Annotated in this window: 25 protein-coding genes and 1 pseudogene; 14 read left to right on the plus strand and 12 right to left on the minus strand. The window is 56.7% G+C overall.

Going from position 1 to position 26,785, the window contains the following annotated elements:
• Window positions 1-56: 56 nt before the first annotated feature.
• On the plus strand, window positions 57-1,451 hold the full coding sequence (secD, locus tag EYB53_RS09220; protein ID WP_135477904.1) for a protein translocase subunit SecD: 1,395 nt from the start codon (window positions 57-59) through the stop codon (window positions 1,449-1,451).
• Window positions 1,452-1,477: 26 nt separating this feature from the next.
• Window positions 1,478-2,488, plus strand: coding sequence for a protein translocase subunit SecF (secF, locus tag EYB53_RS09225; RefSeq protein ID WP_254150992.1), 1,011 nt, complete (start codon window positions 1,478-1,480; stop codon window positions 2,486-2,488).
• A 47-nt stretch (window positions 2,489-2,535) separates the two neighbouring features.
• Here secF and EYB53_RS09230 read toward each other — a convergent pair whose 3' ends face one another.
• Both EYB53_RS09230 and EYB53_RS09235 read right to left on the minus strand, forming a co-directional pair.
• Entirely contained in the window at window positions 2,536-3,567 is a 1,032-nt protein-coding gene (locus tag EYB53_RS09230) for a lysylphosphatidylglycerol synthase transmembrane domain-containing protein (protein WP_135477905.1), read from the minus strand.
• A 14-nt stretch (window positions 3,568-3,581) separates the two neighbouring features.
• Window positions 3,582-3,860, minus strand: coding sequence for an acylphosphatase (locus EYB53_RS09235; protein ID WP_135477906.1), 279 nt, complete (start codon window positions 3,858-3,860; stop codon window positions 3,582-3,584).
• A gap of 196 nt (window positions 3,861-4,056) precedes the next feature.
• On the opposite strand from EYB53_RS09235, the gene lepA reads away from it, so the two are divergent.
• The 4 genes from lepA to EYB53_RS09255 are packed head-to-tail and all read left to right on the plus strand — an operon-like array spanning window position 4,057 to window position 8,249.
• The gene (gene lepA, locus EYB53_RS09240) at window positions 4,057-5,877 is read left to right on the plus strand and encodes a translation elongation factor 4 (protein ID WP_135477907.1); all 1,821 of its coding nucleotides are present in this window, start codon (window positions 4,057-4,059) and stop codon (window positions 5,875-5,877) included.
• Window positions 5,878-5,883: 6 nt separating this feature from the next.
• A complete protein-coding gene (locus tag EYB53_RS09245; RefSeq protein ID WP_135477908.1) occupies window positions 5,884-6,810 on the plus strand; it encodes a peptidylprolyl isomerase in 927 nt (308 codons plus the stop codon).
• A 9-nt stretch (window positions 6,811-6,819) separates the two neighbouring features.
• Window positions 6,820-8,037, plus strand: coding sequence for a nucleoside triphosphate pyrophosphohydrolase (mazG, locus tag EYB53_RS09250; RefSeq protein WP_135477909.1), 1,218 nt, complete (start codon window positions 6,820-6,822; stop codon window positions 8,035-8,037).
• Between the two features lie 2 nt (window positions 8,038-8,039).
• Window positions 8,040-8,249: a DUF951 domain-containing protein gene (locus EYB53_RS09255; protein ID WP_135477910.1), complete on the plus strand. Its 210-nt coding sequence runs from the start codon at window positions 8,040-8,042 to the stop codon at window positions 8,247-8,249.
• 57 nt (window positions 8,250-8,306) lie between these two features.
• Here the strand turns inward: EYB53_RS09255 and pepF are convergent, their stop codons facing one another.
• The 3 genes from pepF to EYB53_RS09270 form a co-directional block, all read right to left on the minus strand.
• A complete protein-coding gene (gene pepF, locus EYB53_RS09260) occupies window positions 8,307-10,121 on the minus strand; it encodes an oligoendopeptidase F (RefSeq protein WP_135477911.1) in 1,815 nt (604 codons plus the stop codon).
• A gap of 263 nt (window positions 10,122-10,384) precedes the next feature.
• The gene (locus EYB53_RS09265) at window positions 10,385-11,095 is read right to left on the minus strand and encodes an RNA methyltransferase (protein ID WP_135477912.1); all 711 of its coding nucleotides are present in this window, start codon (window positions 11,093-11,095) and stop codon (window positions 10,385-10,387) included.
• Window positions 11,096-11,099: 4 nt separating this feature from the next.
• Window positions 11,100-12,509: an ATP-binding protein gene (locus tag EYB53_RS09270; RefSeq protein ID WP_135477913.1), complete on the minus strand. Its 1,410-nt coding sequence runs from the start codon at window positions 12,507-12,509 to the stop codon at window positions 11,100-11,102.
• Window positions 12,510-12,570: 61 nt separating this feature from the next.
• On the opposite strand from EYB53_RS09270, the gene EYB53_RS09275 reads away from it, so the two are divergent.
• Both EYB53_RS09275 and EYB53_RS09280 read left to right on the plus strand, forming a co-directional pair.
• Complete coding sequence (locus EYB53_RS09275; protein ID WP_135477914.1) at window positions 12,571-13,176, plus strand: metal-binding protein; 606 nt, start codon at window positions 12,571-12,573, stop codon at window positions 13,174-13,176.
• 154 nt (window positions 13,177-13,330) lie between these two features.
• Window positions 13,331-14,392 carry a ParB/RepB/Spo0J family partition protein gene (locus tag EYB53_RS09280; RefSeq protein ID WP_135477915.1) on the plus strand — a complete coding sequence of 354 codons (1,062 nt, stop codon included), beginning with the start codon at window positions 13,331-13,333 and terminating at the stop codon, window positions 14,390-14,392.
• Window positions 14,393-14,464: 72 nt separating this feature from the next.
• On the opposite strand, the gene EYB53_RS09285 is transcribed toward EYB53_RS09280, so the two are convergent.
• Together EYB53_RS09285 and trxA are read right to left on the minus strand one after the other, a co-directional pair.
• Window positions 14,465-14,749, minus strand: a complete 285-nt coding sequence (locus tag EYB53_RS09285; protein ID WP_135477916.1) for a metal-sensitive transcriptional regulator — start codon at window positions 14,747-14,749, stop codon at window positions 14,465-14,467.
• A gap of 94 nt (window positions 14,750-14,843) precedes the next feature.
• The gene (trxA, locus tag EYB53_RS09290) at window positions 14,844-15,170 is read right to left on the minus strand and encodes a thioredoxin (protein ID WP_135477917.1); all 327 of its coding nucleotides are present in this window, start codon (window positions 15,168-15,170) and stop codon (window positions 14,844-14,846) included.
• Window positions 15,171-15,477: 307 nt separating this feature from the next.
• Here trxA and EYB53_RS09295 point away from each other — a divergent pair, with 307 nt between their 5' ends.
• From EYB53_RS09295 to EYB53_RS09310, 4 genes are all read left to right on the plus strand, one after another.
• A complete protein-coding gene (locus EYB53_RS09295) occupies window positions 15,478-16,101 on the plus strand; it encodes an MBL fold metallo-hydrolase (protein WP_135477918.1) in 624 nt (207 codons plus the stop codon).
• A gap of 12 nt (window positions 16,102-16,113) precedes the next feature.
• On the plus strand, window positions 16,114-17,337 hold the full coding sequence (gene glgA / locus EYB53_RS09300) for a glycogen synthase (protein ID WP_135477919.1): 1,224 nt from the start codon (window positions 16,114-16,116) through the stop codon (window positions 17,335-17,337).
• A gap of 201 nt (window positions 17,338-17,538) precedes the next feature.
• The gene (gene rsfS / locus EYB53_RS09305) at window positions 17,539-17,871 is read left to right on the plus strand and encodes a ribosome silencing factor (RefSeq protein ID WP_135477920.1); all 333 of its coding nucleotides are present in this window, start codon (window positions 17,539-17,541) and stop codon (window positions 17,869-17,871) included.
• A gap of 2 nt (window positions 17,872-17,873) precedes the next feature.
• On the plus strand, window positions 17,874-18,590 hold the full coding sequence (locus EYB53_RS09310) for an SDR family NAD(P)-dependent oxidoreductase (protein ID WP_135477921.1): 717 nt from the start codon (window positions 17,874-17,876) through the stop codon (window positions 18,588-18,590).
• Between the two features lie 77 nt (window positions 18,591-18,667).
• On the opposite strand, the gene EYB53_RS09315 is transcribed toward EYB53_RS09310, so the two are convergent.
• The 5 genes from EYB53_RS09315 to EYB53_RS09335 form a co-directional block, all read right to left on the minus strand.
• Window positions 18,668-18,955: a hypothetical protein gene (locus EYB53_RS09315; protein WP_135477922.1), complete on the minus strand. Its 288-nt coding sequence runs from the start codon at window positions 18,953-18,955 to the stop codon at window positions 18,668-18,670.
• A gap of 66 nt (window positions 18,956-19,021) precedes the next feature.
• On the minus strand, window positions 19,022-21,367 hold the full coding sequence (locus EYB53_RS09320) for a penicillin-binding transpeptidase domain-containing protein (protein ID WP_135477923.1): 2,346 nt from the start codon (window positions 21,365-21,367) through the stop codon (window positions 19,022-19,024).
• 16 nt (window positions 21,368-21,383) lie between these two features.
• On the minus strand, window positions 21,384-21,851 hold the full coding sequence (locus EYB53_RS09325; protein WP_209949600.1) for a rod shape-determining protein MreD: 468 nt from the start codon (window positions 21,849-21,851) through the stop codon (window positions 21,384-21,386).
• A 38-nt stretch (window positions 21,852-21,889) separates the two neighbouring features.
• Entirely contained in the window at window positions 21,890-22,798 is a 909-nt protein-coding gene (gene mreC, locus EYB53_RS09330; RefSeq protein ID WP_135477925.1) for a rod shape-determining protein MreC, read from the minus strand.
• A gap of 109 nt (window positions 22,799-22,907) precedes the next feature.
• Complete coding sequence (locus tag EYB53_RS09335) at window positions 22,908-23,987, minus strand: rod shape-determining protein (RefSeq protein ID WP_097651796.1); 1,080 nt, start codon at window positions 23,985-23,987, stop codon at window positions 22,908-22,910.
• A 356-nt stretch (window positions 23,988-24,343) separates the two neighbouring features.
• Between EYB53_RS09335 and EYB53_RS09340 the strand changes: the two genes are divergently transcribed.
• Both EYB53_RS09340 and EYB53_RS09345 read left to right on the plus strand, forming a co-directional pair.
• Window positions 24,344-26,413: a putative cobaltochelatase gene (locus EYB53_RS09340; RefSeq protein WP_503827060.1), complete on the plus strand. Its 2,070-nt coding sequence runs from the start codon at window positions 24,344-24,346 to the stop codon at window positions 26,411-26,413.
• A gap of 48 nt (window positions 26,414-26,461) precedes the next feature.
• Window positions 26,462-26,785: pseudogene (locus tag EYB53_RS09345) on the plus strand (hypothetical protein); the annotation flags it as partial.

Raw genomic sequence — 26,785 nt, forward strand, 5'->3', positions numbered from 1 at the left:
CAGAGGTCTATAATGCCGTGGTTACGAAACCTGAGCACGAGGAGTAGTTGAACGCCGTGCGTAGCAGAGAAATCATTTCAATCTTAGGGATTGTGATCATTGCGGCCCTGGCCCTCTGGATCAATCTGGCCCCTAACCAGATGGCGCTTGGTCGCGATGTGAGTTTTCGCCTGGGCCTCGATTTGCAAGGCGGTATTCAAGTCTTGCTGCGAGCAACAGATCCTGACGTTGATCGCGAACAGATGGAGATTGCCCGTGGGGTGATCGAGCGCCGGGTCAATGCCCTCGGTGTCGGTGAGACGCTCGTGCAGGTCGCCGGCAATGATCGCCTGATCGTTGAGTTGCCCGGCGTTGATGATCCCGAGCAGGCCGTTGAGACGCTGCGTGGTACCGGACGCCTTGAATTCATTGACTCGCAGGGCCAGTATCTACCTCCGGGTGCGTTGATCCGCACGACGGGCAGCCCCAATCCAGTGTTGCCTGAGGGAGTTGAAGAGGTCCAGACGCTTGACGATCTTGGGCCAATTTTTGAGAGCATTACTGATGGAGCTGACCTTGATACCAGTTCCGTCCAGCCAGCCTTTTCGCAGGGTGGGGTCGCTGGGAGTCGTCCGGCTGTGTCGTTTGCCTTTACTGGTGAGTCGGCTCAACGTCTGGCTGCATTTACTGCCCAGAATGTTGGCCAACCAATGTGTATTGTGCTCGACAATGTTGTCATCAGTTGCCCCCAGATCAACGCGGCCCTCCGTGATGGCTCGGGTGTCATTGAGGTCAATGATGTCAATGACCGCGACAATATTCTCAATCAGTTGAAGTACGGCGCGTTGCCAGTGCCGCTCGTTGTCGAAACAAGCCGCAGCGTTACGGCAACCCTTGGTCAAGAGTCGGTTGAGTCAAGCGTTATAGCTGGTTCGATCGGGTTGAGTCTGGTCGCCATCTATATGATCGCCTTCTACCGGTTTCCTGGTCTGCTGGCAACCCTGGCGCTGGCGCTCTATGTCTTGATTAGCTTTGCCCTGTATCGCCTCATTCCCATTACGCTTACGCTACCAGGCATCGCTGGTTTCGTGCTCTCGATTGGTCTGGCGGTTGATGCCAATGTGCTGATCTTTTCACGGTTACGCGAAGAGTATCGACGTGGGCGCGATATTCATAGTGCCCTTGAATTTGGCTTTGAGGAATCATGGTCTGCAATCCGTGATTCGAGTGTTTCGACGTTGATCACGAGCATCGTGCTCTTTATCTTTGGCAATAGCTTTGGCGTGAGCATTATTCAGGGTTTTGCCCTGACGCTGGGTCTCGGTATTCTGCTCAGTCTCTTTACGGCTGTGGTGGTGACACGTACCTTCCTGCGCCTCTCGACGCCGATCTTTCGGGATGACCGGGCATGGATCTTTGGCATTGATCGCACCAAACCTGCGGTGGCACCCTCCACCGCTGAGGCGATCTGATATCCTTCTGTGGAGTGGTACGTCGTATGTTGGAACAGCTTGTCAAGCGCCGCTACTGGTGGTTTGTGCTTTCGCTCGCCATGATTTTGCCCGGGCTCTATTTTCTTTTGCTGCATCCTCTCATTACCACCGGGCAACCCCGGCTTGGTTTGCGCCCGAGCATTGACTTTAGTGGTGGTTCCCTCTGGGAGGTGCGTTTTGCTGAACGCGCCCCCGGTGAACTGGGTTCCTCTGAGGTCGGGGCTGCGTTCGCTGCCGCAGGGTTCGACAATGCCCAGGTGCAGATGAGTCAGGTCGACCTGGATGGAAACCTGATTGTGACTGCCCTTGTGCGTACGCGCCCTCTGAACGAGCAGTCGCCCCTGCAGGATCGTCAGGCAGTCGAGGCTGCCCTTAATGATCAGATCGGCGCTGCGGCGATTGAACGCCTCGAAAGCGTTGGGCCGACAGTTAGTCAAGAGTCAACCCGCAGTGCCGTGATTGCCGTGATCGGTGCATCGTTGATAATCTTGCTCTATCTGACCTGGGCCTTTCGCCAGGCGCCCCATCCGTTTCGGTATGGGATGTGTGCCATTATCTCGATGGTGCATGATGTGGTTATTATTATTGGGGTAGCTGCGATCTTCAGCACGTTCAATCCCCGGTTTGAGGTGGACGCCCTCTTCTTGACGGCCTTGCTAACCATCCTGAGTTTCTCGGTACACGATACGATTGTCGTCTTTGACCGCGTTCGCGAGAATCTGCTGGCCCGTCAACCCGATCAGCACTTTAGTGATCTCGTCAATCATAGCATTGTGCAGACGCTGCCGCGCTCGATCAATACCCAGATGACGACGTTGTTTACGTTGACTGCGCTGCTCTTCTTTGGTGGCGAGACAATCCAGAATTTTGTCTTGATCCTCTTGATCGGGTTGGTTGTAGGCACCTACTCTTCGATCTTCAATGCCGCTCAGATCCTGGTGGTCTGGGAATACCGTGAATGGAAGAACTGGTTTGGTCGTGGGCGCGGTGATCACGAAAAGCCGGCGACCGTCTAACACTGCTGTTGACGAAAACGACCAGCGAAGCTGGTCGTTTTCGTCATTTATGGCGTATCGCCCATGCTCGAATGGGTGGCTTGCAGCGGAACAACTGGTTCATGGGTCAACCAGTAGTAACATCCTGCGGCCACTGGTGTCAGCAGCCAGTAGTTGAAGAGCCGGAAGATGATCGCGGCGGGTACCGCAGCAGGCCCGACCCCAAGTTGCAGCAGGGTTGCGACCAGAGCCGCCTCGACGGTGCCGCCGCCCCCTGGTAGCACGTTGAAGGTCGAGGTAATCAGGGCAATGCCAAAAGCGACGATGACCGTCACGAGACTAGCTTCCACCTCAAAAGCCCAGAGCACGCAGAGCATCCCGAAGCTATGGGTGATGAGGGCCGTCAACTGGATCAGCACCAGCACGATGACATCACGCCGACGACTGGCAAGCAGCCTGCGACCAATAATCAATTCGGCGAGCAGACCTTCGAGCCACGTGCTCTTCCAGGGGTGACGCAGCAGGCGGCTGACGGTGTGTTGAAAATGTGCGAGCCACGCACGTAGTTGCGCCCCCGGTCGGGTCAGGACATAGAAGGCCGCGCCTACAAGCGTGATGGCAATACTCCCCGCGATATAACTTGCCTCGCCGGTAGCCTGGTGTTGGAGGGCCAGGATGATCAGGCTGAAGGCAAACATCATCAGCATTGCGGTGACATAACTAATCGTCTCGAGTGAGGCGATCAGGGCCGACTGCCCCTGGCTGATGCCACGACGGTTGAAGGTACTGATCAAAAAGGCATAACTGCCAACCCCACCGGCAGGCACTGACTGACTGATAATGATGGCGACAAGGGCAATCGCCCAGAGCCGCATCAGATTCATACGATAGCCTAGTGAACGCAGGACAAGATTGAGGACCTGGGCGCTCATCAGGTACCCGATTGGAATCAACCCCATCGCCAGGAGTAACCATTCCGGACGAGCATCATCAAGAAGCTCAAAGGCTTCGAGAAGCCATGCGCGATTCAGGTAGGCGAGAACCAGCAGTGCCAGACTGATCAGCAGACTGGTGAGTAACTTCCAGCGGGTACGACGCATCTGTCTTCCTCGAATTACCAGACGATACTAAAGTTACCCTCTTTGCGGGTTGGTTCTTCCCAGGTAACGTCAACTTTTTCAACCTGGGCCTGGATTGGTCCGCTATAGCACCAGGTGACGAGCCGTTGAACGGCTGGGCGTGTTCCTTCAAAGACCGCCTCGACGCGGCCATCAGGGAGGTTGCGAACCCATCCCTCTACCCCGGTTGCACGTGCCCGATCACGGGCATAGGCGCGGAAACTGACACCTTGCACGCGCCCCGCGATAAATACATGCGCACGTACCAGATCCATAGCTCTTTTGCCTCTAGCTTTTTCTTGTTCAAGGGTGCTTCGTTGCATAGAATAGTATACCGCACGCAGCGAGCATCGCACAATAATGGTATACTGCTTTCAGCATTTCTCCTTCGCTGAGAAACCAGCCAGCTTAGTTGGCTGGTTTCTCAGCGAGGCAATAGATTTCAGGGCTATAGCCTTGAACATAGACTCTATGATTGATCAGGCAAAAATCCGCAACTTCTGTATTATCGCCCATGTTGACCACGGTAAGACGACGCTCTCGGATCGTCTGTTGCAAACAACAAGCACGATTGCCGATCGCGATCGCCGTGAGCAGCACCTTGACTCGATGGATCTCGAGCGCGAACGGGGTATTACGATCAAGCTCAAGGCTGTCCGTATGCAGTATCATGCTGCTGACGGTGAGACCTATATGCTCAATCTGATTGACACCCCCGGTCATGTCGATTTCAACTATGAAGTCGGACGCTCACTTGCCGCGTGTGAGGGTGCCCTGCTGGTCGTGGATGCCGCTCAGGGAATCGAGGCTCAAACGCTGGCGAATGTCTATCTGGCCCTCGAGCATGATCTGGCAATTATCCCCATCATTAATAAAATTGATCTGCCTGGTGCCCATCCCGATGAGGTCGCCGCAGAGATTGAAAAGGTGATCGGCATCCCCGTCGAAGAGTCGATTATGGCGTCGGCCAAAGAGGGCCTCGGCGTGCCCGAGATCCTCGAGGCGATTGTTGCACGCGTTCCGCCACCTCACGGGCAGATATCACGGCCCGCTCGTGCGCTGATCTTCGACTCACACTATGATCCCTATAAGGGGGTTATTGCCGCTGTGCGTGTGGTTGATGGTGTCTTCCTGTCAGGCTCACGGGTGCAGTTGATGGGTACTGGTGCAAAAGCTGAGACGCTCGAGATCGGGTGTTTTCGGCCAATGATGCAAGCGTTGCCCGCCCTCAATCCCGGCGAGGTCGGTTATATCGCCACTGGTCTCAAGACGATTGAGGAGTGTCAGGTCGGTGATACGATTACGCTCGCCGATAATCCCGCCGAGATGCCGCTTGTCGGCTATCGTCCCGCCAAGCCGATGGTCTTTGCTGGCCTCTATCCCATTGAGAGCAATGCCTACCCTGATCTCCGTGATGCGCTCGAGAAACTGAAGTTGAATGATGCCGCTCTTTCGTATCAACCTGAGAGCTCGGCAGCGCTTGGGTTCGGTTTTCGCTGCGGCTTCCTCGGTCTCCTCCATATGGAGATTGTGCGTGAGCGCCTCGAGCGTGAGTATAATCTCGATCTGCTCATTACGGCGCCGAGCGTCGAGTATCAGGTGTTGTGTACCGATGGCGAAATCCTGACCGTCGCCAATCCCTCGGAAATGCCCGATCTCAGCAAGATTGTGGCGATTGAAGAGCCGATTGTCCAGATTAGTGTCATTGCACCGTCGCGCTATATCGGTACGGTTATGGAGTTGGTGACGACGCGGCGCGGTATCTTTGATACCATGGAGTACCTCGATCCAACACGGGTGGTGCTCAAATATCGGATGCCCCTGGCTGAAATTGTGATTGACTTTTATGATCAACTCAAGAGCCGTACGCAGGGCTATGCTTCCCTTGACTATACCCTGGCTGGTTATCTTGAGGCCGATCTGGTCAAACTTGATGTGCTGGTCAATCAAGCCTCTGTTGATGCGCTCTCGTTGATTGTGCATCGCGAATTTGCCTATCAGCGCGGGCGCGATCTGGTCGAACGGTTGCGTCAGTTGATCCCGCGCCAGATGTTTGAGGTGCCGATCCAGGCGGCCATTGGTAGCAAGGTGATCGCTCGTGAGACGGTGCGGGCCATGCGGAAAGATGTGCTGGCGAAGTGCTACGGTGGCGATGTGAGCCGCAAACGCAAACTGCTCGAAAAGCAGAAAGAGGGCAAACGTCGTATGAAGATGGTCGGTAATGTCGAGATCCCGCAAGAAGCCTTTATGGCTATCCTCTCGCTTGGTGAGGATGTGCCTGAAAGTCGGTAGGCTGTCATGAGTATGCGTTATGCTGGTGTGCTGGTGATCTTGCTGCTCTTGCCACTACTGGTGGCTTGCCAGAGTACCGCGCAAGGCCAGGCAAACCTCGGTGCGCCTGAGAGCCCGGTGATGATGAGGGTTGGGGGGCAACAGTTCACCATAGCCGATTTTTCGCAGCGCCTTACACGCGATATTGGGCCTGCAATTGAAGGTTTGCTTGCCCAGGGCCAGACTCCCGCTGAGATCGAGCAACTTGCCGTCGAAGCTGAGATCCGGACACAGATTTTTGACCAAATGCTCCAGGATGCCTTGCTTAGTCGCTATGCGCGCCAGCATGGCATCGGCGTTGATGCAGCGGCAATTGATGCCGAGGTGCTGGCAATTGTCCAGCCTGCTGAAGATAGCCCTTTCCTGATTACCACCGATGCACGTTTGCAAAGCGCGCAAAGCCAGCTCAGTTTCGAGGTGGTCGCACGCAATACTGTCGCCCCAATGGTGCGCACGCGCTTGATGCTGGTGCCCGATGAGGCGCAGGCCGATGAGGTGCTGGCGCTGCTTGCCGCCGGCGGCGATTTCTATGCCCTCGCCGGTGAACGTGGCCTTGATATCGGGGCTCCCATGAATGATGCGGCCATCACCTGGGTTCCCACTGGTGATTTTCCGCCCGAAATCGATAGCGTTGTCTTTAGTGCTCCTCTCGAGACCCCGGGTAAAGTCAGCACAACCAGCGGTGTCTATGTCTTTGAGGTTCTTGAACGTGCCGAGCAGCGTCCTTTCGACTCCTTCGAGATGCTGCGCTCGAGCCAGAATGCCCAGGTCTTCTATGAGCAGAGTTTTGCGCCCTGGTATGAGGCCCTGCTCCTTGATGCACAGGCAAGTGGCGATCTTCAGATTGCCGAAAATTTCGATCCGAATATGGTGCCTTTGCCATTTCCTCAGTAATTCTTCGTTATGAATGTTACACCAGGTCAGTTGCTTGACGCTGCATTGCGTATCTTTGCTCTCGAAGGGACGTCTGGCGTCCAGTTTTGGGAGGCGCACGCTCTGCTGGCGGCCTCTCAGCCGCCTGGCTTGCCCCAGGTCGGGCACGCGTTAGGTGTTCGTCCGTGGGCCGAGACGATGCAGGCAGGCTCCTATCGTGTGCCTGTGATGCCCTTTCCCCTCCAGCCTGTCGCCCCGGCACTGATCTGGTGGCACCACGATGATCCGTCAGTGCCTCTGCATGATCTGCTGGCGCTGCGTTATCCTCCCCATCATCTGATCCGTCTGGCAATCCTTGATTCCCAGGGAAGACTGCGCGACCTCGTTGAAGGCTCGCTCACGACCTGGCCTGAACTGGTCGCTCAACCCGGTGAGACCTCCTTGCTGGCCGTTGACCACTTGCCGGTCAATGAGGATCAACGGAGTGCCGACGGCTTGCGCTGGGTGATGACCCGTTTGCTTGGGCCTGAAGGCTGTCCCTGGGATGTCCGGCAGAGCCACGCGGATCTGCGCAGTGCATTGATCGAGGAGACGTGTGAAGTTCTGGAAGCCCTCGATACGGGTGATATGGAGGCGCTGAAGGAGGAACTCGGCGACCTGCTGATTTCGATCTTTGCGCATTGCGAAATGGCTCGACAGGCTGGATATTTCACGTTCGAGGACGTTTTTGCCCAGGTCACAGGCAAGTTGATCGGGCGCCACCCGCATGTTTTTGGGAACCTGGTGGTCGACGGCGAGCATCAGGTGTTGCAGAACTGGGAACAGATCAAGGCGACCGAGTTGGCCGCGAAAGGCCGTACACGCGCTGGGACGCTTGATGGTGTCCCGCCCGAGCTGCCGGCGCTGGCTACAGCCCAAAAGATTGGCAAACGTGCTGCACGCACCGGTTTCAACTGGACGGGCATTGACCAGGTCTGGGCCAAGATCAATGAAGAACTGGACGAACTGCGGGCCGCCGCTGCCAGTGCTGATCCTGCTCACATCGCCGAAGAGTTTGGTGATACCCTCTTTGTCCTGACCCGTCTGGCGGCGTGGCTCCAGATTGATGCCGAACTCGCCTTACGCGACGCTAACCTCAAATTCCGTCGTCGTTTCGGGCAACTCGAAGCAACCGTCGCTGCGCAAGGACACCAGATGCACGCATTGAGTCTGGACGAGATGATCAGGCTCTGGCAAACCGTGAAATAGTCGTGTCGAAACCACCGCTTGAACTTCAGTTGGACGATATTGTACAGACGCGCAAAGCGCATCCGTGCGGTGGTGATACGTGGCGGATCGTGCGGCTTGGTGCCGATATCGGCATGCGTTGCGAAACCTGTGGGCGCAAAATTATGCTCCCCCGGGCAGAATGCGAACGCCGCATTAAACGCTTTGTGCGACGTGCAAATGATGAGGCTTGAAATGCTGGGGGCCACAGGCCCCCAGGAAGCTGTACCGCTGGAAAAAAGCTAGCGCAGTTAGCTTTTTTCCAGCGGTACAAGTAACCCTTCGAGGCGCTCGATATACCCTTCCATCACTGCAAAAGTCTGCTCAACGGGTTCCGCACTGCTCATGTCTACCCCGGCGTGACGCAGGGTATCGAGTGGGTAGCGTGAACTCCCTGCTGTCAGAAAATCACGGTAGCGCTCGACAGCCCCCTCGTGCTGCGCCAGGACACCCTCGGCAAGGGCGTGGGCACCTGAAATGCCCGTTGCATACTGATAGACATAAAAATTGGCATACAAGTGCGTCGAGAATTGCATCCAGGTTGACCCGACGCGTTCACGATCCACGACGACCTCGTCGCCATATCCTTCGGCAAAAAGATCGGCCATCAGATTGATCAGGTCATCGGCGGTGAGCGCCTGCCCCGCCTCGATGCGCTCGTGGATCGCCAGTTCAAAGCGGGCCAGGGTCGGCATGATGAAGAAGTAGCGATGGAAATTCGCCATCGCCTCTTCGAGTAGCGTAATCTGCTCGTCGCGGCTGGTCAGACGTTCAAGCAGGTGTTTGCGTACCAGGGCTTGATTGAAATTCGAGGCGACTTCGGCGAGAAAGAGCCCGTAGTTGCTATAGACGTAGGGCTGGGTGCTACGGGTATAGTACGAGTGCATCGAGTGCCCGAGCTCGTGGGCCAGCGTACTGAGCCCAAAAATATCGTCGTTGTACGACATCATAATGAAGGGATGTGTCCCTGGCGAGCCCATCGAGAAGGCTCCGGCCCGTTTGCCTCGGTTGGGATAGACATCAACCCAGCGTTGCTCGACGAGGCCCCGCCGCATCGTGCTCACATACTGCTCGCCAAGTGGGGCCATGCCTTCACAGATCCAGGTCACGGCTTGATCATAGGGTACCTTGAGTGGCTGTTGGGTCAGAGGTGCCTTGCTGTCATAGACATGCAACGGTTGCCCACCAAGCACACGTCGGCGGAGACGCCAGTAGCGGTGCCAGGTCGGCAGATGCCGTTTGAAGGTCGCAATCAACTGGTGAAAGACCTCAAGCGGAATGTGGTTGGGCGTGAGCGCCGCATCAAGTGCCGAACGATAGCCGCGGGCGCGGGCATTGAAGACATTGCGGCGCACCTCGGTGGCGAGACAGGCGGCCATCGTATTCTTGAGCGCCAGATGCGCATCGGCATAGTTCTGCCATGCACTCTTGCGCACCGCCGGATCGATATGGGTCACCAGCGCATTGATATTGCCCTGGGCAATCTCGTAGGTCTCGCCTGTCTGGTCGCGCGCAGGTTCAAACCTCAGATCGGCATTGGTCAGGATGCCATGGATGGTTGCGGCGGCATCAAAGGGTTCACTGGCCTGGCGCAACAGCGCTTCGACCTCAGCCGAGCGCACATAGGGTTCACGCCGACTCAGCCGGTCGAAGTGATGCGCAAAGATCGCCAGGCGCGGCTCTTGCTCGACCCACTGCTGCAGGGTGGTGGCACCAAGTGCGAGCAATTCGGGTTCAGTAAATGCGGTCGCTGACCCCAGGCGTACCAGGGTTGCTGCCGTACGATCGACTCGTGCTTTGGCCGCCTGATCAAGCGTATTAACCGCATAAAACATGCGCGCATAGACCGTCACCTTGCCACTCAGGCGCAGGACGCGCTCGGCGAGTTCAAGGTAATCGGCTACCACCGCAGGCCCTTCAGCAAAGCGGCCCTGAAAGGCCTGCAATACCTCAATGTGACCAGTCACTTCATCAAGTGCCGCTTGCCACGCTGTATCATCACCAAACACACTCTGGGTATCCCACGTATACGCGACAGGAAGAGCACTACGTTCCACAAGACTCATACAAAAGTTCCTTTCAACTCCCGCTTCCCCCACCGGTCACCATTGCGACACGCCCTGTCATGGTCGCAGTTCCTTTGATAGCCTGTGACATTTGTCTAAGTATATAGCACATTCTAAAACCCTTGTTTGTGCTGGTGAAAACGGCAGCGAAGCTGGCCGTTTTCACCAGCACAAGCGAGATTCTTGGGGGCCGTAGGCCCTCAGAAGAAACCTGGGTTGTTAGGGCGTCAGCCCTAAATCTCATACATTTGGGGCGTAGCCCCCTACCTACGCCGTAAGGCAATGAGTACCTCACGGAAGAGCGCCGTCAGCAGGGCAAGTTCATGACGCTCTGGTTGAGCGCGGGTGATGAGATTGCGGAGCCGCCGCAGTGTCGTTGCCCCGTCGCCCGATTTGATAAAGCCAACCGTTGCGACCAACTCGCTCAAGACGGCGGCAAAGCGTTCGCGTTCGGCAAGCGTGGCTGGTTTGCGCATGCGTTCAGGCATTGCAACAGATTCATCTCTGGCCATACGCAATTCGTAGAGAATGAGCATAACAGCCTGCGCCAGATTGAGCGATGGGTAGCCTGGTTCCGTCGGCAGACTGACCACGCAATCGCAACGGTCAAGGGCCTCGTTGTCGAGCCCGTGATCTTCGGGGCCAAAGAGAAGGGCGACTGGCCCGGCAGTTGCGTTGCGCACCACGAGCTCACGGGCAAAAGGGCGCAGATCATGCCGCATCACCCTCCCAGGGTGACTGCGTTCGCTTGTTCCGACGACAAACCGCGCTTCGGCGAGGGCCACGGCGAGATCCGCCTCATACCGGATGCGCGCAACAAATGCCTCACTCCGATGGGCAATGCCGAGCAGGTCAGCTTCGACGAAGGGGGTTGGTTCAACCAGGCGTAGCTCGGCAAAGCCAAAATTGAGCATCGCCCGCACAACGGCCCCAATATTGCGCACATCCTGTGGGCGCTGCAAGACAATGATCATCGGCTTATTTCAGAATATAGTAGGTCGCCCGTTTGTCGCCGACCTTCAACAAGAGCCCACGGTCAACCAGGTCAGCCAGGTCGCGGCGGATCGTCTCGGGGCTGACCTCGGCATACTGCTCTTGCAGATCGCGGTTGGTGATGCGATGCTCGGCGGCCAGATGCATCAACGCGGCAATCTGGCGCTCGTTGAGCCCGAGGCGCACCCATTCGCGGGTATCAAAGCCGTCTGGCCCGTAGGCCTCAAGCGGTTGACCCTGAAGGCTAACGAGAAAACCGGCCGCCGTTTCGCGGAAGACCGGCGGCGGCAGATTGGCCTCGGCCATCTGGCGCAACATACGATCAATGCCATAGCCGAGGCGCTCGATCATGCCATAATCAGCCAGTACCTGCACCAGACTCTCGTTGCGTGAGTAGCGTTCTTCGACCAGATTGTGCAGCGTCACATGGCCGGGCAGGCGCCCTGGTGAGTAGACCTCAAGCCGGTCGCTAAAGAGTGAGACCCGGATGCCCTCGCCGCGCACACTGTAATCACGATGGGCCACAGCATTGACCAGCGCCTCACGCACCGCACCCGGCGGGAATTGCGTCCAATCCTGGCGTTCAAAGCCGGCCATCCGGCTCCCTTTACGGATATGTTCGCTCAGCCACCGTTCAGCGCGTCTAATCATCTCAACAAGTGGCGCACGAATATCTTCACGCTCAAAAACATCGGCCATATCGTAGCCACGGTAATGCACAAGCGTCATTTCAGCCTGGGGATACCGAGCCTCGACACGTCGGGCAAAGAGCAGGAACCCGGCATTGGTCGGCTGCCACGTCGGATGCGCCTCAGACAGGGGTTGCATCGGCACGACAGCCCCACGCCGGTAGAGCAAGCCGAGCGCCTCCTCGGTGGCATCAAGCCCCACCCGTCGGGCATAGGCCTCGATGCTAACCGGATCAAGCTCGTCAAGCGTTGCCCCGTCGGGCACCGAGCGTTCCCAGCTTACCTCGCCGCGCTCGAGCAACAGGCGCCGCAGGGCATCCGGGGCGAGCGGCTGATTCGTGGCACCTTCGCGGCGCACATACTTGCCGTGCAGCGCATAAACTTGCGAAAGGCCCGCAGGCACCGTGAGGATCAGCAGGTGCTTGCCGTCGTGCTGTACCTCGCGGGGCAACGGCAAAATCAAGGGTGGTGTACAGGCGAGCGCCGCGTCGAGCAACAACTCGCGGGCAGCGAGAGCATCAGTGAGCCCTTCAACCTTGGCCCGGATGCGCCCGCTCACGCCAAGCACCAGCGTCCCACCAGTGTTATTCGCAAAGGCCACGAGGATCTCGGCCACCTCATCAACACGCGCCCGTTCACGCGCAAAGGCCACGTGCGGCCCTTCGCCTGCGGCCAGGATCATGGTCAGTTCAGGTAATACTTGCATAAAACGCACACTTGAGCTATGCTTAGTATATATTGTAGCATACATGTGAGGAGTTTGGCGAATGCCTGATGCACGTACCCACGATCTGATTACTGTTGCCACCGGCGCGGTGATGACACCGGTGGTGTATGGCTATCTGAGCGAAGCGATGCAACGAGGGCATGCCGATGCGGTTACGCTGACCCTCTGGCTTGTCGGGTCGCATCTCGTTTCGGGCATCCTCTTTTCACCAGATCTTGATCTTGATTCGAAAATTGATAATCGTTGGGGTGTTTTCTACTGGATCTGGCGTCCGTATATGCGTATCATCCCTCATCGCCACTTCTTTAGCCATAGTCTGATTTTTTCTCCGCTCCTCCGTCTTGCCTATTTCTATCTGGTGGTGACTTTGCTCCTCTTTTTTTGGGTTTGGGTGATGGCACAACTGGGTCTCGTTGTGCCCGATTATCACATGCAGTTGTACCAGTATATGCGTGCCTGGCTGAGTGCCAACCCCGAGGTCAGCATTGCCGTCTTGTTGGGTTTTTGCACGGGCAGCGCGGCGCATACCATTGCTGATTGGAGTGTCACCAACGGGCAGCGGTTCCTCCGGATCTTTGGCATTCGCATCACGCGCAGCTATCGTGGACACGACGGCTCCATCCATCAGCGTCGCGTGCGTTGGTAGGTTGGAATGGCGGTTGTGGGCGGCTTTGCCGCCCACAACCGCCATGGGAGGTGGGGCAGATGCACGGACGCATGCCCAGATTGCTCCCTGGCACGATCTGTGGTACACTTGTGCGTCTTATGGGAACACTTTGCAGTGAGAAGGCCAGGAGGGTATGCAACTCCTCTATCTTGATCCGCAACAACTTGAACTCGATCCTGAGGGCGTCCGTGAAGATCCGGGTGATATTGCTGGTCTCGCCGCAACGATTGCCGACCGTGGTCTGCTGCAACCGCTTGGTGTGGTCGCAATTGGTACCGGACGGTATCGGGTTGTCTATGGTGGCCGTCGCCGTGCGGCAGCGGTGCAGCTCGGGCTCGAACGAGTCCCATGCATCGTACTGGATGCCGATGATCCTGATCTCTTGCTGCGCCAGTTGATCGAAAATGTGCAGCGCCAGGATCTGAATGATCTTGAACAGGCACGTGCCTATGCGCGTTTGCGTGCCCATCTGATCGAGCAGCATGGCAAACAACCCGAAGGTGAACTGGATGAGGCCGTGGGCAAACTCGTTGGTATGACGGGTCGCACGGTTCGCCGCTATCTCGGTTTGCTCGAATTGCCTGAAGAAGTCCAGTTGATGGTACGCCGTGGTGAGTTGAATGTCACGCAAGCCCAGCATCTCCGCCGGGTGCCGAGTCCGAAAACCCAGCTTGAACTGGCCCGCTTTGCCGCCGATGAAGGCATGTCGGCGTCTGAGTTGAGCCGTCTGACCGCCTATTTTGCGGCCAATCCTAACCTGACGCTTGAAACGGCGTTGCAGGCCCTCGAGGCTGGCGAGCAATTGCGTACGACACCTTCACCTGCCGAGCATGGAAGTGCCGGAGGCCCGCTCGCCAAAACGAGTGGGGTTGTCCTGGAGGAGGTCGAACGTGACGCCGATCTCTGGGACGATGACGAAGCTAACGACGATGACCAGTATCTACGGGTCGAAGAAGAGACCGTCGAGAATCAGCCCAAAAATAAAGCGCGCGTCTTTCGCATTCGCTCGCTTGACCAGATGGTCGACGAGACTGATCGCCTTTCACGCGCCTATGTTGAGGGCGATCTCAACAAGTGGGTCGAGCACGACGATGGTGCACCCTTCAAGCTCCGACTCCTCTTGAAGCAACTCGAAAGCCTCAGTCGTGGGCTGCGTGAACTGGCCCATCAACGCGGTTGGCCCACCGAAGAATAAGCTCCTCGCTCTCAAAAAACGTGATGCGCGGCGAGGCCAGCTTTGCTGGCCTCGCCGCGCATCACCCGAGCATTACTTTGCGCCCTGAAAGAGTGCGATCAACTCGGCAATCGTTTGCTCTTGTGGTACCTCGCTATCGCCGAGGCACCCCTGGGCATAACACTGGAGCACTACACTGCTCACGCTCGCGAGCGCCGACTTGACTGCCGCCACCTGAGTGACAATCTCGCGGCAGTCACGGCCAGCCTCGACCATCCGTTGGACACCACGCACCTGGCCCTCAATCTTGCGCAGGCGCAACAGAACGTCATCACGCCGAGGGTCACTAAGGGTATGTACGTGATCCTGATCGGCCATAATAGTCTCTCTCGATCTGAGATAGAAACGAAATATCTTACTTATTCCGATCTACATGCGCAGATTGACATGCAACCTTGACTATCGACATCAATCAGGCGAGAATTTTATCGAAGGCCTCGCGATAGCGAGCCTCGGGCTGTGAACCAACCATCCGCCCGATCTCAAGGCCATCCTTGAAGATTATAAGGGTCGGAATGCCCTGAATACCCAGCTTGCTGGCATTCTGAACCTCTTCATCGGTATTGACCTTGGCAATCGTCAGGCGTCCCTCGTACTCACCGGCCAGTTTATCAAGGATTGGCCCGATCACGCGACACGGCCCACACCAGGGTGCCCAGAAATCAACGACAACCGGCGTCTCAGCCTGCAAGACCTGCTGCGCAAAATTAGCATCCGTGACCACGATTGGCTTTGCCATTAGAATTCCTCTCAAAGACGGGCCATCCCGACCCGCAATATAGCTTTCATAAAGTATCCTTCGGGGTACCCCCCTGGGGTATAGTATACCCGGAGCCTTTTCTCTTGTCAAGTCATGAACTTTAGGCCTGGCGACCTAAAAACCCTTGCTTGTACTGGCGAAAACGGTCAGCGAAGTTGGCCGTTTTCGCCAGCACAAGCGAGATTCCTGGGTGCCGCAGGTCCCACCCAAGCACCCATGGCCCTCAGCCGCTGAGGGCCATGTTATACTATCCTCACATACCATGAACCAACGTGAGGTGCTGCCAATGGTGCCATTGCTTGTTCGTACCTGTGAAGTTGGCCCCTGGCCGATGAATGCATATGCCTTGGTCTGCCCGCAGACTGGTGCGAGTGCCCTGGTTGATCCCGGGGCCGACCCTGAACGCTTGCTGGCGCTGCTGCAGGGTACGCAACCAGTCGCGCTGATTTTGACCCATACCCATCGTGATCATATCGGCGCACTAGAAGAGATGCGTGCCCTCCTGCACGTTCCTCTTTCTGCCCACCCTGGCCCGCACGCCAACGATCTGCACCTCGAACTCGATGCGCACCTGCATCACGATGCGACGCTGAACATTGGTGAAGGCCAGGTGCGTATCTATGCCACCCCCGGCCACTGCGCCGATCAGGTGAGCCTCGCTGTTATTGGTGGCGAAGCGATCCTGGTTGGTGATACCCTCTTTGCCGGTGGCCCGGGACGTACCTGGTCAGCCGGAGATTTTCAGACTTCGCTTGCGACCCTTCGTACCGTTGTATTGCCCTGGCCTGATACGGCGCACTGCTATCCCGGCCATGGCCCCGCGTTTCGTCTCGGCGAAGTTCGCCCGCTGATCGAGCAATTTCTCGCTCGACAACGCCCCGCCGATTTTTACGGCCATGCTGAATGGTGACATGGAGTAGTTATGCTGCGCAAAGTTGCCCTTTTTACCAATGAGTATCCGCCCAATGTTTATGGTGGTGCTGGCGTTCATGTTGAGTATCTGAGCCGTGCCCTCGCTAAACTTGTGTCGGTAGAGGTGCGCTGTTTTGGCGATCAGGTCGTTGATGACCCCGCCCTCACGGTGCGTGGCTATCCCCAGTGGGAGGAGACAAAACGCAATACCGACCCCCGCTTTTCTGGTGCCGTTGATGCGTTTGTCCGTTCACTCATCATGGCCAAAGATAATCTCGCTGCCGATGTGGTGCATTGCCATACCTGGTATACCGATATGGGTGGTTTGCTTGCTGGCAAACTCTGGGGCATTCCCTATGTGTTGACCATCCACTCGCTCGAGCCGTTACGCCCGTGGAAGGTTGAGCAACTGGGCAATGGCTATCACCTCAGTTCCTGGATGGAACGCACGGCCATCGAGCAAGCGAGTGCGATTATTGCTGTCTCAAACGAGACACGCTCTGATGTGCTGCGCTTCTTTAACATTGCCCCTGAAAAGGTTCATGTGATCTACAATGGTATCGATCTGGCAGAGTATCGCCGCACTGCCGCAACTGATGCGTTGGAGCGTTACGGGATCGATCCTGACCGTCCATTTGTGCTCTTCGTCGGACGCATCACCCGTCAAAAGGGCATTATTCACCTAGTCAACGCCATTCCGCACATCGATCCCGAGTTGCAAGTCGTGCTCTGTGCCGGTGCCCCCGATACACCCGAGATTGGCAAAGAGATGGAAGAAGGCGTGGCTATGGTAAGCGCCGGTCGCCCCGGTGTGATCTGGATCCGCGAGATGCTGGCCCGCCCCGATGTCATTCAGCTCTATTCGCATGCCGCTGTCTTCTGTTGCCCTTCGGTGTACGAACCCTTTGGCATTATTAACCTTGAGGCGATGGCCTGTGAGACCGCAGTTGTCGCCTCAGCGGTTGGTGGCATCAAAGAGGTTGTCGTCCCCGAAGAGACCGGTGTGCTGGTTGATCCTGGTCTCAAGCCAGATAGCTTCGAGCCAGACGATCCAGCGGCTTTCTCGGCCGATCTAGCGGCGGCCATCAATCGCATCGCAGGTGATGCGGCCCTGCGCGAGCGTTTTGGGCTCGCCGGACGGCGTCGCGTTGAAGAGCATTTTAGCTGGGACGCGATTGCCCAGAAGACGGTTGCTTTGTACGAGTCGCTGGTTGCCGAGGGGGTGCAAGGGTAGCTTCTAGCTGGGGCCGCAGGCCCCCAGGAATCCTGCGTATGCTGGCGCAAACGGCCAGCGAAACTGGCCGTTTGCGCCAGCATACGCAGGATTTTGGAGGGCGACAGCCCTGACACAGCGTAACTGGCAAGCACAATAAAGTATGTTATGATTCCGTTAGGAAGCAATGCAAAGAGAGGAGCAAAGACCATCGAGACTGGAATGATTGCCCGACGCGTGGTTGAACTGGCCGAGGATAAGCAGGCGCACGAAATCGTCTTGCTCGATATCCGACTGCAGAGTACCATCGCTGATTATTTTGTGATCTGTTCTGCCGACAATGATCGTCAGATTAAGGCGATTGTTGAACACGTTGATGAAAAAATCCAGCAGGAATATGGCCAGAATCCTCGGATCGAGGGTGCGGCTGACACCGGATGGATTGTGCTTGACTATGGCGATGTGGTCGTGCATGTCTTTAATCAACTTCAGCGCGACTACTATCGCCTCGAACGTCTCTGGAGTCTCGTTCCGCCAGTGGTGGTGGTGCAGTGATAATGAATCTGGAACAAAAAATAGCGGTCGTCACAGGTGGCACAGGTGCGCTTGGCAGTGCAATTGTGCAGATATTGCTCGCTGGCGGGGCCACGGTTGTGGTTCCCTTCCACCGCGAGCAGGATCTTGACCGTTTACGTGATCGCCTCGCGCTTCCGCCCCACGCTGCCCTCATCGGCGCACAGGTCGATCTCACTGATGAGCAGGCGGTGATGGCTTACTATCACCAGGTAGCGCAGGATTACGGTGGCCTTGATATCCTCGTCAATGTGGCTGGAGGTTTCGCCGGGGGTAAACCAGTCCATGAGAGCGGCTGGGCGATCTGGCAAACACAACTTGATCTCAATTTAAAAACAGCCGTGCTTTCGTGTGCTGCGGCTGTGCCCCATATGATGGCCCGCGGTGGCGGTGCGATTGTCAATGTGGGAACCCGCACGGCGACGCAACCGGGTGCCAATCTGGCCGCTTATGCTGCATCAAAGCGGGCTATCTTGCAGCTTACTGAAGCACTTGCTGCCGAATTGCAACCACACCGCATTACGGCCAATACCATTTTGCCGAGTGTCATCGACACACCATCTAATCGGAGTGCGATGCCCGATGCGGACTACGATGCATGGGTGCCCCCCGCGGCAATTGCACGCGTCGTCCTCTTCCTGGTTGGCCCCGACGCACGCATCATCAGTGGGGCGCATATCCCTGTCTATGGTGCCGCCTGAACGACCCAGGCACTCCCTCTATCGTTCATATGCCGAGGTACGCGGAGAGCGTACCTCGGCACATGAACAGAACCCTCCTACTCACCCTCAGGGATATTCCCAGTCTCTTCGTATTCGCGCAAGGCACGTACAGCCTGTTCAAATGAAAAGTAGTAGATTTCGGCGTCCCACCGACCATGCGCTGGATTCAGGCTGCACAAAATAGCAATCTCTGCCGCACCGTCATGATAGACGGTTGCCGTCGCCAACCAGAGGTTCTGACAGCGTACAGCATGGGCACTCAGCAGTTCACCGCGAAAGGTGTCGGCCCCGGCATCAGTCAAGATCTGGCCTGGATCCATCGCCGTTGTCGTCCTGCCTGCCATCTCAAGTCGCTCCTTCTAGGGATGCAGTATGCTGTCTGGCTATTGGTATTATAACGCAAACTGCCACTAAGGGGTATGCCCAACGGTGTCAAGGCCAGGCTCAGTCGGTTCAACGGGCAAAACTGGGCAACTCATCGGGGCATCTTCTGGCCGACTCGCGCCAAAATAAGCTTGCATAATCTGGGTTGTTGCAGGTACGGCCATCGTCGAAGATCCGTCACTCAGGTCGCCCACGCCCTCGATGAGCACCGCGACCACCACTTCTGGGTTGTCATACGGGGCAAAACCGACAAACCAGGCATGGCTCTGACGTATGAGACGACCATCGGTACGCTGGATCAATGGCCCAAACTCCGCGGTGCCAGTTTTGCCGGCAATCACCAATCCAGAACATTCAGGACGGGCAGCAACACCCAGACCATTGATGATCGACTCTAGCATGCCTTCACGCATAACACTCAGGTAATCTGGTTCAATGGGGACGCGCTGGAGCACCTCAGGGGTGATTTCGCGCACCAGATTGCCATTGGTATCCACGATCCGCGACACGATATGCGGTCGGTAAATCGTACCATCAATGGCAACTGCCCCTGCCGCAACCGCGAGTTGCAACGGCGTCACCTGCATATCACCCTGGCCAATGGCCGTATTATAGGTGTCACCAGTCGTCCAGACTTCTCGTTTTGCCTGAACTTTCCAGGTGCGGGTTGGCACAAGCCCACTCGCCTCACCAACCAGATCAACACCGGTGCGGCGTCCGAGTTGAAACCACTCGAGGCCCTCGACCAGGCGATCTATTTGCAGGCCATTCACCCGCAGATCGCTTGCTCTCAGATTTGATGCCTGATCATTCCCACCGGCAATCGAGGCAAAAAAGACATTCGACGAGAGGCGCATTGCATCAATGACCGTTAATTCGCCATTGTCGCGATTACGTACCGAGTTGGGCAACTCAAAGAGCGCACCGCTCCGCTCAATCAATTGCAGCAGGCCCGGGTCACGCAATCTGGTCTCGGGGGTAATGACTCCTGCTTGCAGGGCGATGGCACCGACAAATTGCTTGAGCGTTGAACCCGGTGGATACTGACCGGCAATGGCCCGATTTGTCAGTGGGGCGAGGCGCAACAATTCGGCTAGTTCTTCTGGATCGCTGCGCGTCAAGAGCGCTTGCAATTCGGCCTGACGATCTGGAGTCACCCAGACATTATTGTCGTACGTTGGCAATGAGACCATCGCCAGAATGCGCCCATCGCGCGGGTCAATGACGACGGCACTGCCAGCGATAATCGGATCATAGGCCTGTTTATACGGTTCAGGGGCCGTCACCCGTCGACGTTCGCCCTCAGCGATCCAGCGGCGCATAATCTGTTCAACCTCGGCCTGGAATGCGAGGTCAAGCGTCATGACCAGATTATTGCCATTGAGCACCGGCCGTACCTGCTGGAGTGGGCCAACCGGACGTTGCAAGGCATCAACAAGCAGTGTATCGATCCCAATGCGCCCGCGAAGATCATGCTCGTACGCCCCTTCGAGGCCCTCTTTGCCAATGCGATCATCAAGTTGATAGGGTAACTGACCGATGCTTGTTGGATCAATCTGTTTGGGGATCAGGCCACACCGTCCAGCCCGGCTGACGACATCAACCAGGCTGGTCAACCACGAAGTAGACGGATTTTCGAGCATGAGCTCGCATTCGGTGATCCGTCCAACATACCCCAGTGTATGCGACAAGCTCTGCATCACTTCACTTTGCGGATACGAGCGGCGATAGCCTTCGGTCACCTCGGTACCTGGCAAATAGTTGGCATTCTCGCGAATGGCCATGGCAAGATCGGGGCTAATATCCTCTTTCACGAGGACATATTGATAGCCACGGACATTCTGTTGGACAATCATTGCCTCAATCGGGTTCGCGAGTTCCAACAGGGGGGCGTAGGCCCTCACGAGATCGAGGATCTCGAGGATGCCTTCTGGAGCAACGATGAGGGTTGATGGCTCGGCGGTATTCCATTCCAGCACCGGATCGAGTTGTTGCAGCCTGGCATAGAGGGCAGGATGGGTCGCAATACTCACCGATGGATCGAGCCGTAGTGTTGCCGACAAGCCTGCCACCAGGCTTAGCCGTGTGAGCACATCAGCACGGCGCTCAGGATCAGTCGTCGCATTGGGCAAGCGTCCGGGCACAACCGAGAGATTATAGATAGGCAGACTCTCGGCAACCAGGGTAACGCCATCCGCAGCATATATTTCACCGCGACGGGGCAGGACGGTCAACGTCCGCCGGGTGATGACATCGGGGTTGCTCCCAAAACGCTGACTCTCCTGATCAACCAGTTGGAGTTGATAGAGTCGCCCCACCATAATGGTCACAACAATGATGACAAGGAGACGTAACAAAATCAAGCGTGGCATACTATTGCTCACATGATCACAACTGATTGCGGAGCAACCAGCGTACCAGAAAAAAGATCGGCAGGGTTGGGATCAGGGTGACGAGAATACTCGGCAACATAATAAGCAGGGCGTATGTTGACCATTCTATCATGCCTCGATTGATCAACAACGCCAGCACGAGTTCATAGATCACGCTCGCGATCAGCACGGCCAGCAACGGAATCATGATACCTTCAATGCGTATCCGTCGCGCCAGCACGACGACGACCAGGGTTGCTGTGAGCAGGGCCAGGGCGTGAGTCCCCAGATAGGTCGCCGCCAGGATATCGAGCGTCAATCCTCCATAGAGTGCCCAGCGCAAAACGCGCTGGACGCCAACATCAGGAAACGCCGCGCCCATGCTCAGCAGCGCACCTGAAATTACCACAATCAAAACGAGCGAAACAGAGAACCCGAGGGGTGTATTCAGGAGCGTTACCTGAATGAGCGCCATGGCAACCATACCCACAAGGCGCCCTAGTTCATGTACAACCTGTTCTTCTAATCGTCTTGGTTGAGAATCACCCACACGTACCGTACCTGGTCTGGATCAACAAGAGGTCGTAGGTCAGCATACTGATAATTTTCGGCTGTGCGTACCTCTTCGATCACACCGACAGGAATGTTTGAGGGCACCGAGGCGAGATCAAGTGGCAAATTGAGGGCGGCGGTCATGCCTGCTGTCATTACCGATGCCCCTTGCTTGAGTGGCAAGCCCCGGTCAACCTGGTTGAGCCGCAAGCGTGATCCATTCTGCCATTGTCCCTGCATCATCCCCAGTGCTGAACGCCCTTCGCTCATCACACGGGCACTGATCTGACTACTAATATCAGTGATCAAGAGCACTTCGGCCGTACTTGGGCCGACACCCTCAACAATCCCGATCAGTGCCGTTGGTCCACCGGGCAACTGGCTGATTACCGCCATCCCTGGCGCGACGCCTTCACGTGTCCCGCGGGCAATCACAATCACCCGTCGTCCGGCATCAGGCGAGCGTACGGTGACTTCAGCCCCCAACAAGGTCCAGGGGTGCTCACGTTGAATCTGGAGTTGCTGGCGTAAGAAAACGTTCTCGACCTGGGCTTGCTCAAGGCGCAGCAATTGATCGGCAAGCCGACTATTTTCCCGTTCAAGCTCTTGCAGACGCGCCCGGACAGCGGCGTCACCAAAAGGAGCCGTGGCGAACCCATCAACCTGCCCACGGATGCCGGTCAACACCTGTGCCACGGGAGCAAGCCCCTGCTGCACGAATGCGCGAGCCGGCGCAAGAGTCCCCTGACTATCAAGGATGATCAACAGGAAGGCCATGCCACAGAGGAACAACCCCACCAGCAGCGACCGTAGCCCGAGTGGAAGCCTGATCTGGCTGCGGCGCAGTTTGATTGGTTTATCGTTCAGCAAATCATGCATAACTGCACTATACTACAGGTCAGCTACAATGGGTGCCCCCGGATAGGCATGATGCTCTCTTTTGTCAAGGTAGTACGTGACTATCGGCTGGTTAGGGCTACCCTGATTTTTAAAACTTGGCGCGGCGCGAATTTTGCGAACGGGTCAAAATATCTTGATAGACTTTGTTCTCAAAATTCTCGACCATTTTGCCCGCACCGCGTGCGACACACGAGAGCGGATCTTCGGCGATATGTACTGGCATGCGGGTTTCGGCTGCAATGCGCCGGTCGAGGCCATGCAACAATGATCCTCCGCCAGCCAGAGTGATGCCATGCTCCATGACATCGGCGACAAGTTCTGGGGGTGTCTCTTCGAGTGCGAGGCGCACCTCTTGAATAATCGCATTGACCGGGCCGGCAATGCCCTCACGGATTTCCACCGAACTAACCTCGACTGCCTTGGGCAAGCCAGTCAGTAAGTCACGCCCGCGCAGCACCACTTTGATTTCTTCATCAAGAGGATATGCCGAGCCTGCCGCGATCTTGGCCCGTTCGGCCATCCGCTCGCCGATCAGGAGGTTGTATTCACGACGGGCGAACTGGACAATCGCATCATCGATCTCGTCACCGGCTGTGCGGATCGAGTGGTTGACGACAATCCCACCCAGCGAAATAACGGCTACCTCGGTTGTTCCACCACCCACATCAACGATCATGCTGCCAATCGGCTCATCAACTGGCAATCCCGCCCCGATCGCAGCCGCCATTGGCTCTTCAACAACATAGGCCTCGCGAGCCTTCGCATTCAGGGTCGCATCACGGGCTGCGCGCCGTTCTACTTCGGTTACGCCCGAGGGAACGCCAACAACTACCCGCGGACGGGGATCCATCAGCCGCATCGCCGAATAGGCGTGGGCCTTTTTGATAAAATAGGCCAGCATCTTTTCGACGACATCAAAATCAGCAATCACCCCGTCCTTTAGTGGACGTACGGCAATAATATTGGCTGGTGTCTTGCCTACCATCGCCTTGGCCTCGGCCCCGACAGCATATACTTGCTTGGACTTGGCATCAATTGCCACCACCGAAGGTTCGCTGATCACGATGCCCTTGCCACGTACATGCACCAGGGTATTGGCTGTGCCAAGATCAACCCCAAGATCACGACTAAATGCTCCAAACAGCGAATTGATCGGGTTAAAGCCCACGTTCTACTCCAAAAATCGCCGCAACCCATGTGCGGAAACAGAAATCAGCACCAAATAAAGCTTTCTCGTGCGCAACTCTAATGTGCGATGCCTTAGAGTTCGCCCTCATTATAGCATAGTCGCTTGTCGCAACGGCACAACGTAGCATTTGCCTCAAGATTTGACTTTTGCGCCGGGTTGTGAGAGAATGCGTACTGCTGTGGTTGAAGTCAGTGCAGATCCTTGTGGGGAAGTCTGGCAGCACGCGTACACATCGGGCGGGTGGTCGTCATTGGGTCGTTTTCGCTTCAAACTCTCTACCGGCGCTGCAGCTTAGGACTTCTGGCTCTTCTGAGGGCTGGAAGATTTTTATTGTTGTGACAACCTCGGTTTTACGTCCAGTTTATCCTTTCACTGCCATCGTTGGCCAGGAACGCCTCAAACGCGCCCTGATCCTCAACGCGATCAATTCGCGTGTGGGCGGGGTGCTTATTCGTGGTGAGAAGGGGACGGCCAAGTCGACCGCTGTGCGCGGCCTGGCTCATCTCATGCCGTCAATTACGGTCGTGGAAGGGTGTCCCTATTCCTGTCAGCCAGATCGCGTCGCTGGCCTTTGCCATACCTGTCAGGCCCTCGGCGAAGGCGAGCCACCCCCAACTCGTACCCGAACTATTCGTTTGGTTGAGTTGCCTGTTTCAGCATCAGAAGATCGGGTTGTAGGTTCCCTCGATCTCGAACATGCGATTACCGAAGGTCAGCGTCGTTTTGAGCCTGGTCTGCTTGCCCAGGTTAATCGTGGTCTGCTCTATGTTGATGAAGTCAATCTGCTTGATGACCACCTCGTTGATCTGCTGCTTGATGCTGCTGCGATGGGCATTAATACGGTTGAACGTGAGGGGGTGAGTATTTCGCATCCGGCACGCTTCATCCTTGTTGGCACGATGAACCCCGAAGAGGGTGAGTTGCGCCCGCAGTTGCTTGATCGCTTTGGCCTTGCGGTTGAGGTTGTCGGCCTGACCGACGTTGCTTCCCGGGTGGCTGTGATCGAGCGCCGTCTCGCTTATGAGACGAACCCCCACCTTTTCAGTGAAGAGTGGCGCACCGCTGAAACTGAGTTAGCTGCGCGCATTGTCGCTGCACGTGAGTTATTACCCGCAGTGCGTATGGATCGGTCTGATATGGCTGCCGTCGCGAGCCTCTGTATCGAACTTGGTGTCGATGGCCATCGGGCTGATCTGACGATCCTTGAGACTGCTCGCACGCACGCTGCGTGGAGTGGTCGTACGCAACTGACGGTCGAAGATATTCGTACTGCTGCCGAACTAGCGTTGCCCCATCGGATGCGACGTCAACCCTTTGCCGAGATCAAGCTTGATGAACAGCGTGTTGCCTCGATCCTCGAGCGCAATGGTAAGGCTGCCGAAGCTGCGGCCCAGGATGAAGTAAAAAAAAAAGCTGATTTAGGTGAACCAGGTGATGATGGTGAGAGTGGCGATGACCAGGGCAATACGGATGGCTCAGTGACACCAACTGGCAGTGCGGGGACTGCTGACGTGAGTGGACAGACGAGTGACAAACAGACGGGGGGGAAGCAGTTCGATGCCGATGAGATGTTTCGGACGCGTCGGCTCGAGGCGACTTCTGATCGCAAGCAGCGACGTTCGCCGGGTAAGCGTACACGTACCCGGACAACCCGCAAGCAGGGTCGTTACATTACGAGTCGGCAGCAACACCGTGTGACTGATCTGGCGCTTGATGCAACCTTGCGCGAAGCCGCGATTTATCAGCGCGAGCGCCGCGCCTTGGTTTCAGCCCACGGGCGTCGCCGCCTACGGGTGCTGCTCACCCGCCGCGATCTCCGCCAGAAGGTGCGCGTCCGGCGTACCCGTAATGCGGTCTGCTTTGTGGTCGATGCAAGTTGGAGTATGGCTGCGGAAGAACGCATGCAGGCGACGAAAGCCGCAGTGCTGTCACTCTTGCGAGATGCCTATCAGCGCCGCGATCGCGTTGGTCTGGTCAGTTTTCAGCGTGACTATGCTCGGGTGCTCTTGCCCCTCACGAATAGTGTCGAACTTGCCCAGAAACGCCTCCAGACTATGCCGACGGGTGGCAAAACTCCACTTGCACGGGGTATGTTGACCGCCTTTGAGTTGCTCGAACGTGCACGTCGTCAGGATAGCGAAATCTTGCCGTTGATGGTTCTCTTGACTGACGGCCAGGCCAATGTTGCGATTAGTCAGTTGCCTCCTCAACAAGAGGCCTATCAGATTGCTGATCTGATTGCGGCCCGCGATATTCGGGCGATCGTGATTGATACCGAGCATCCAACCTTTGAGCGGGGGCTTTCACGTCGCCTCGCTGAACACCTCAAAGGATCGTATTATCGGCTTGAAGACCTGAGCGATGATGGCCTGGTGCAGGCTGTCCGTCGCCAGATGCAAATATAAATGGATAATTAGAGCAGTGGACGCCACACGTCAGGAGGAACGCAGGAGATGACCGATCAGGTACGTAACGATGAGACCACCGAGAATGAGGGGCTGACGACGCCACTCACCGCAGTGGAAACTCCAGCAGTTGAGGCCACAGTTGCCCCATCAGAGCAAGCAGAAGCGGTTGCGTCTGATGGTCAGCCTGCCTCTGAACTGACTGAGTCTGCTCCCTCAGCAGACACCGCACAGATTGTGACAACTGAAGATGCCTCTGCTCCGGCGGAAGCGGTCGCCACGCCCGAGGTGGAAGCGGTCACTACGCCCGAGGTAGAAGCGGTCGCCACGCCCGAGGTGGAAGCGGTCGCCACGCCCGAGGTGGAAGCGGTC

Origin of the sequence: Candidatus Chloroploca mongolica (assembly GCF_004762035.2) — a bacterium.
Classification (GTDB): Bacteria; Chloroflexota; Chloroflexia; order Chloroflexales; family Chloroflexaceae; genus Chloroploca; species Chloroploca mongolica.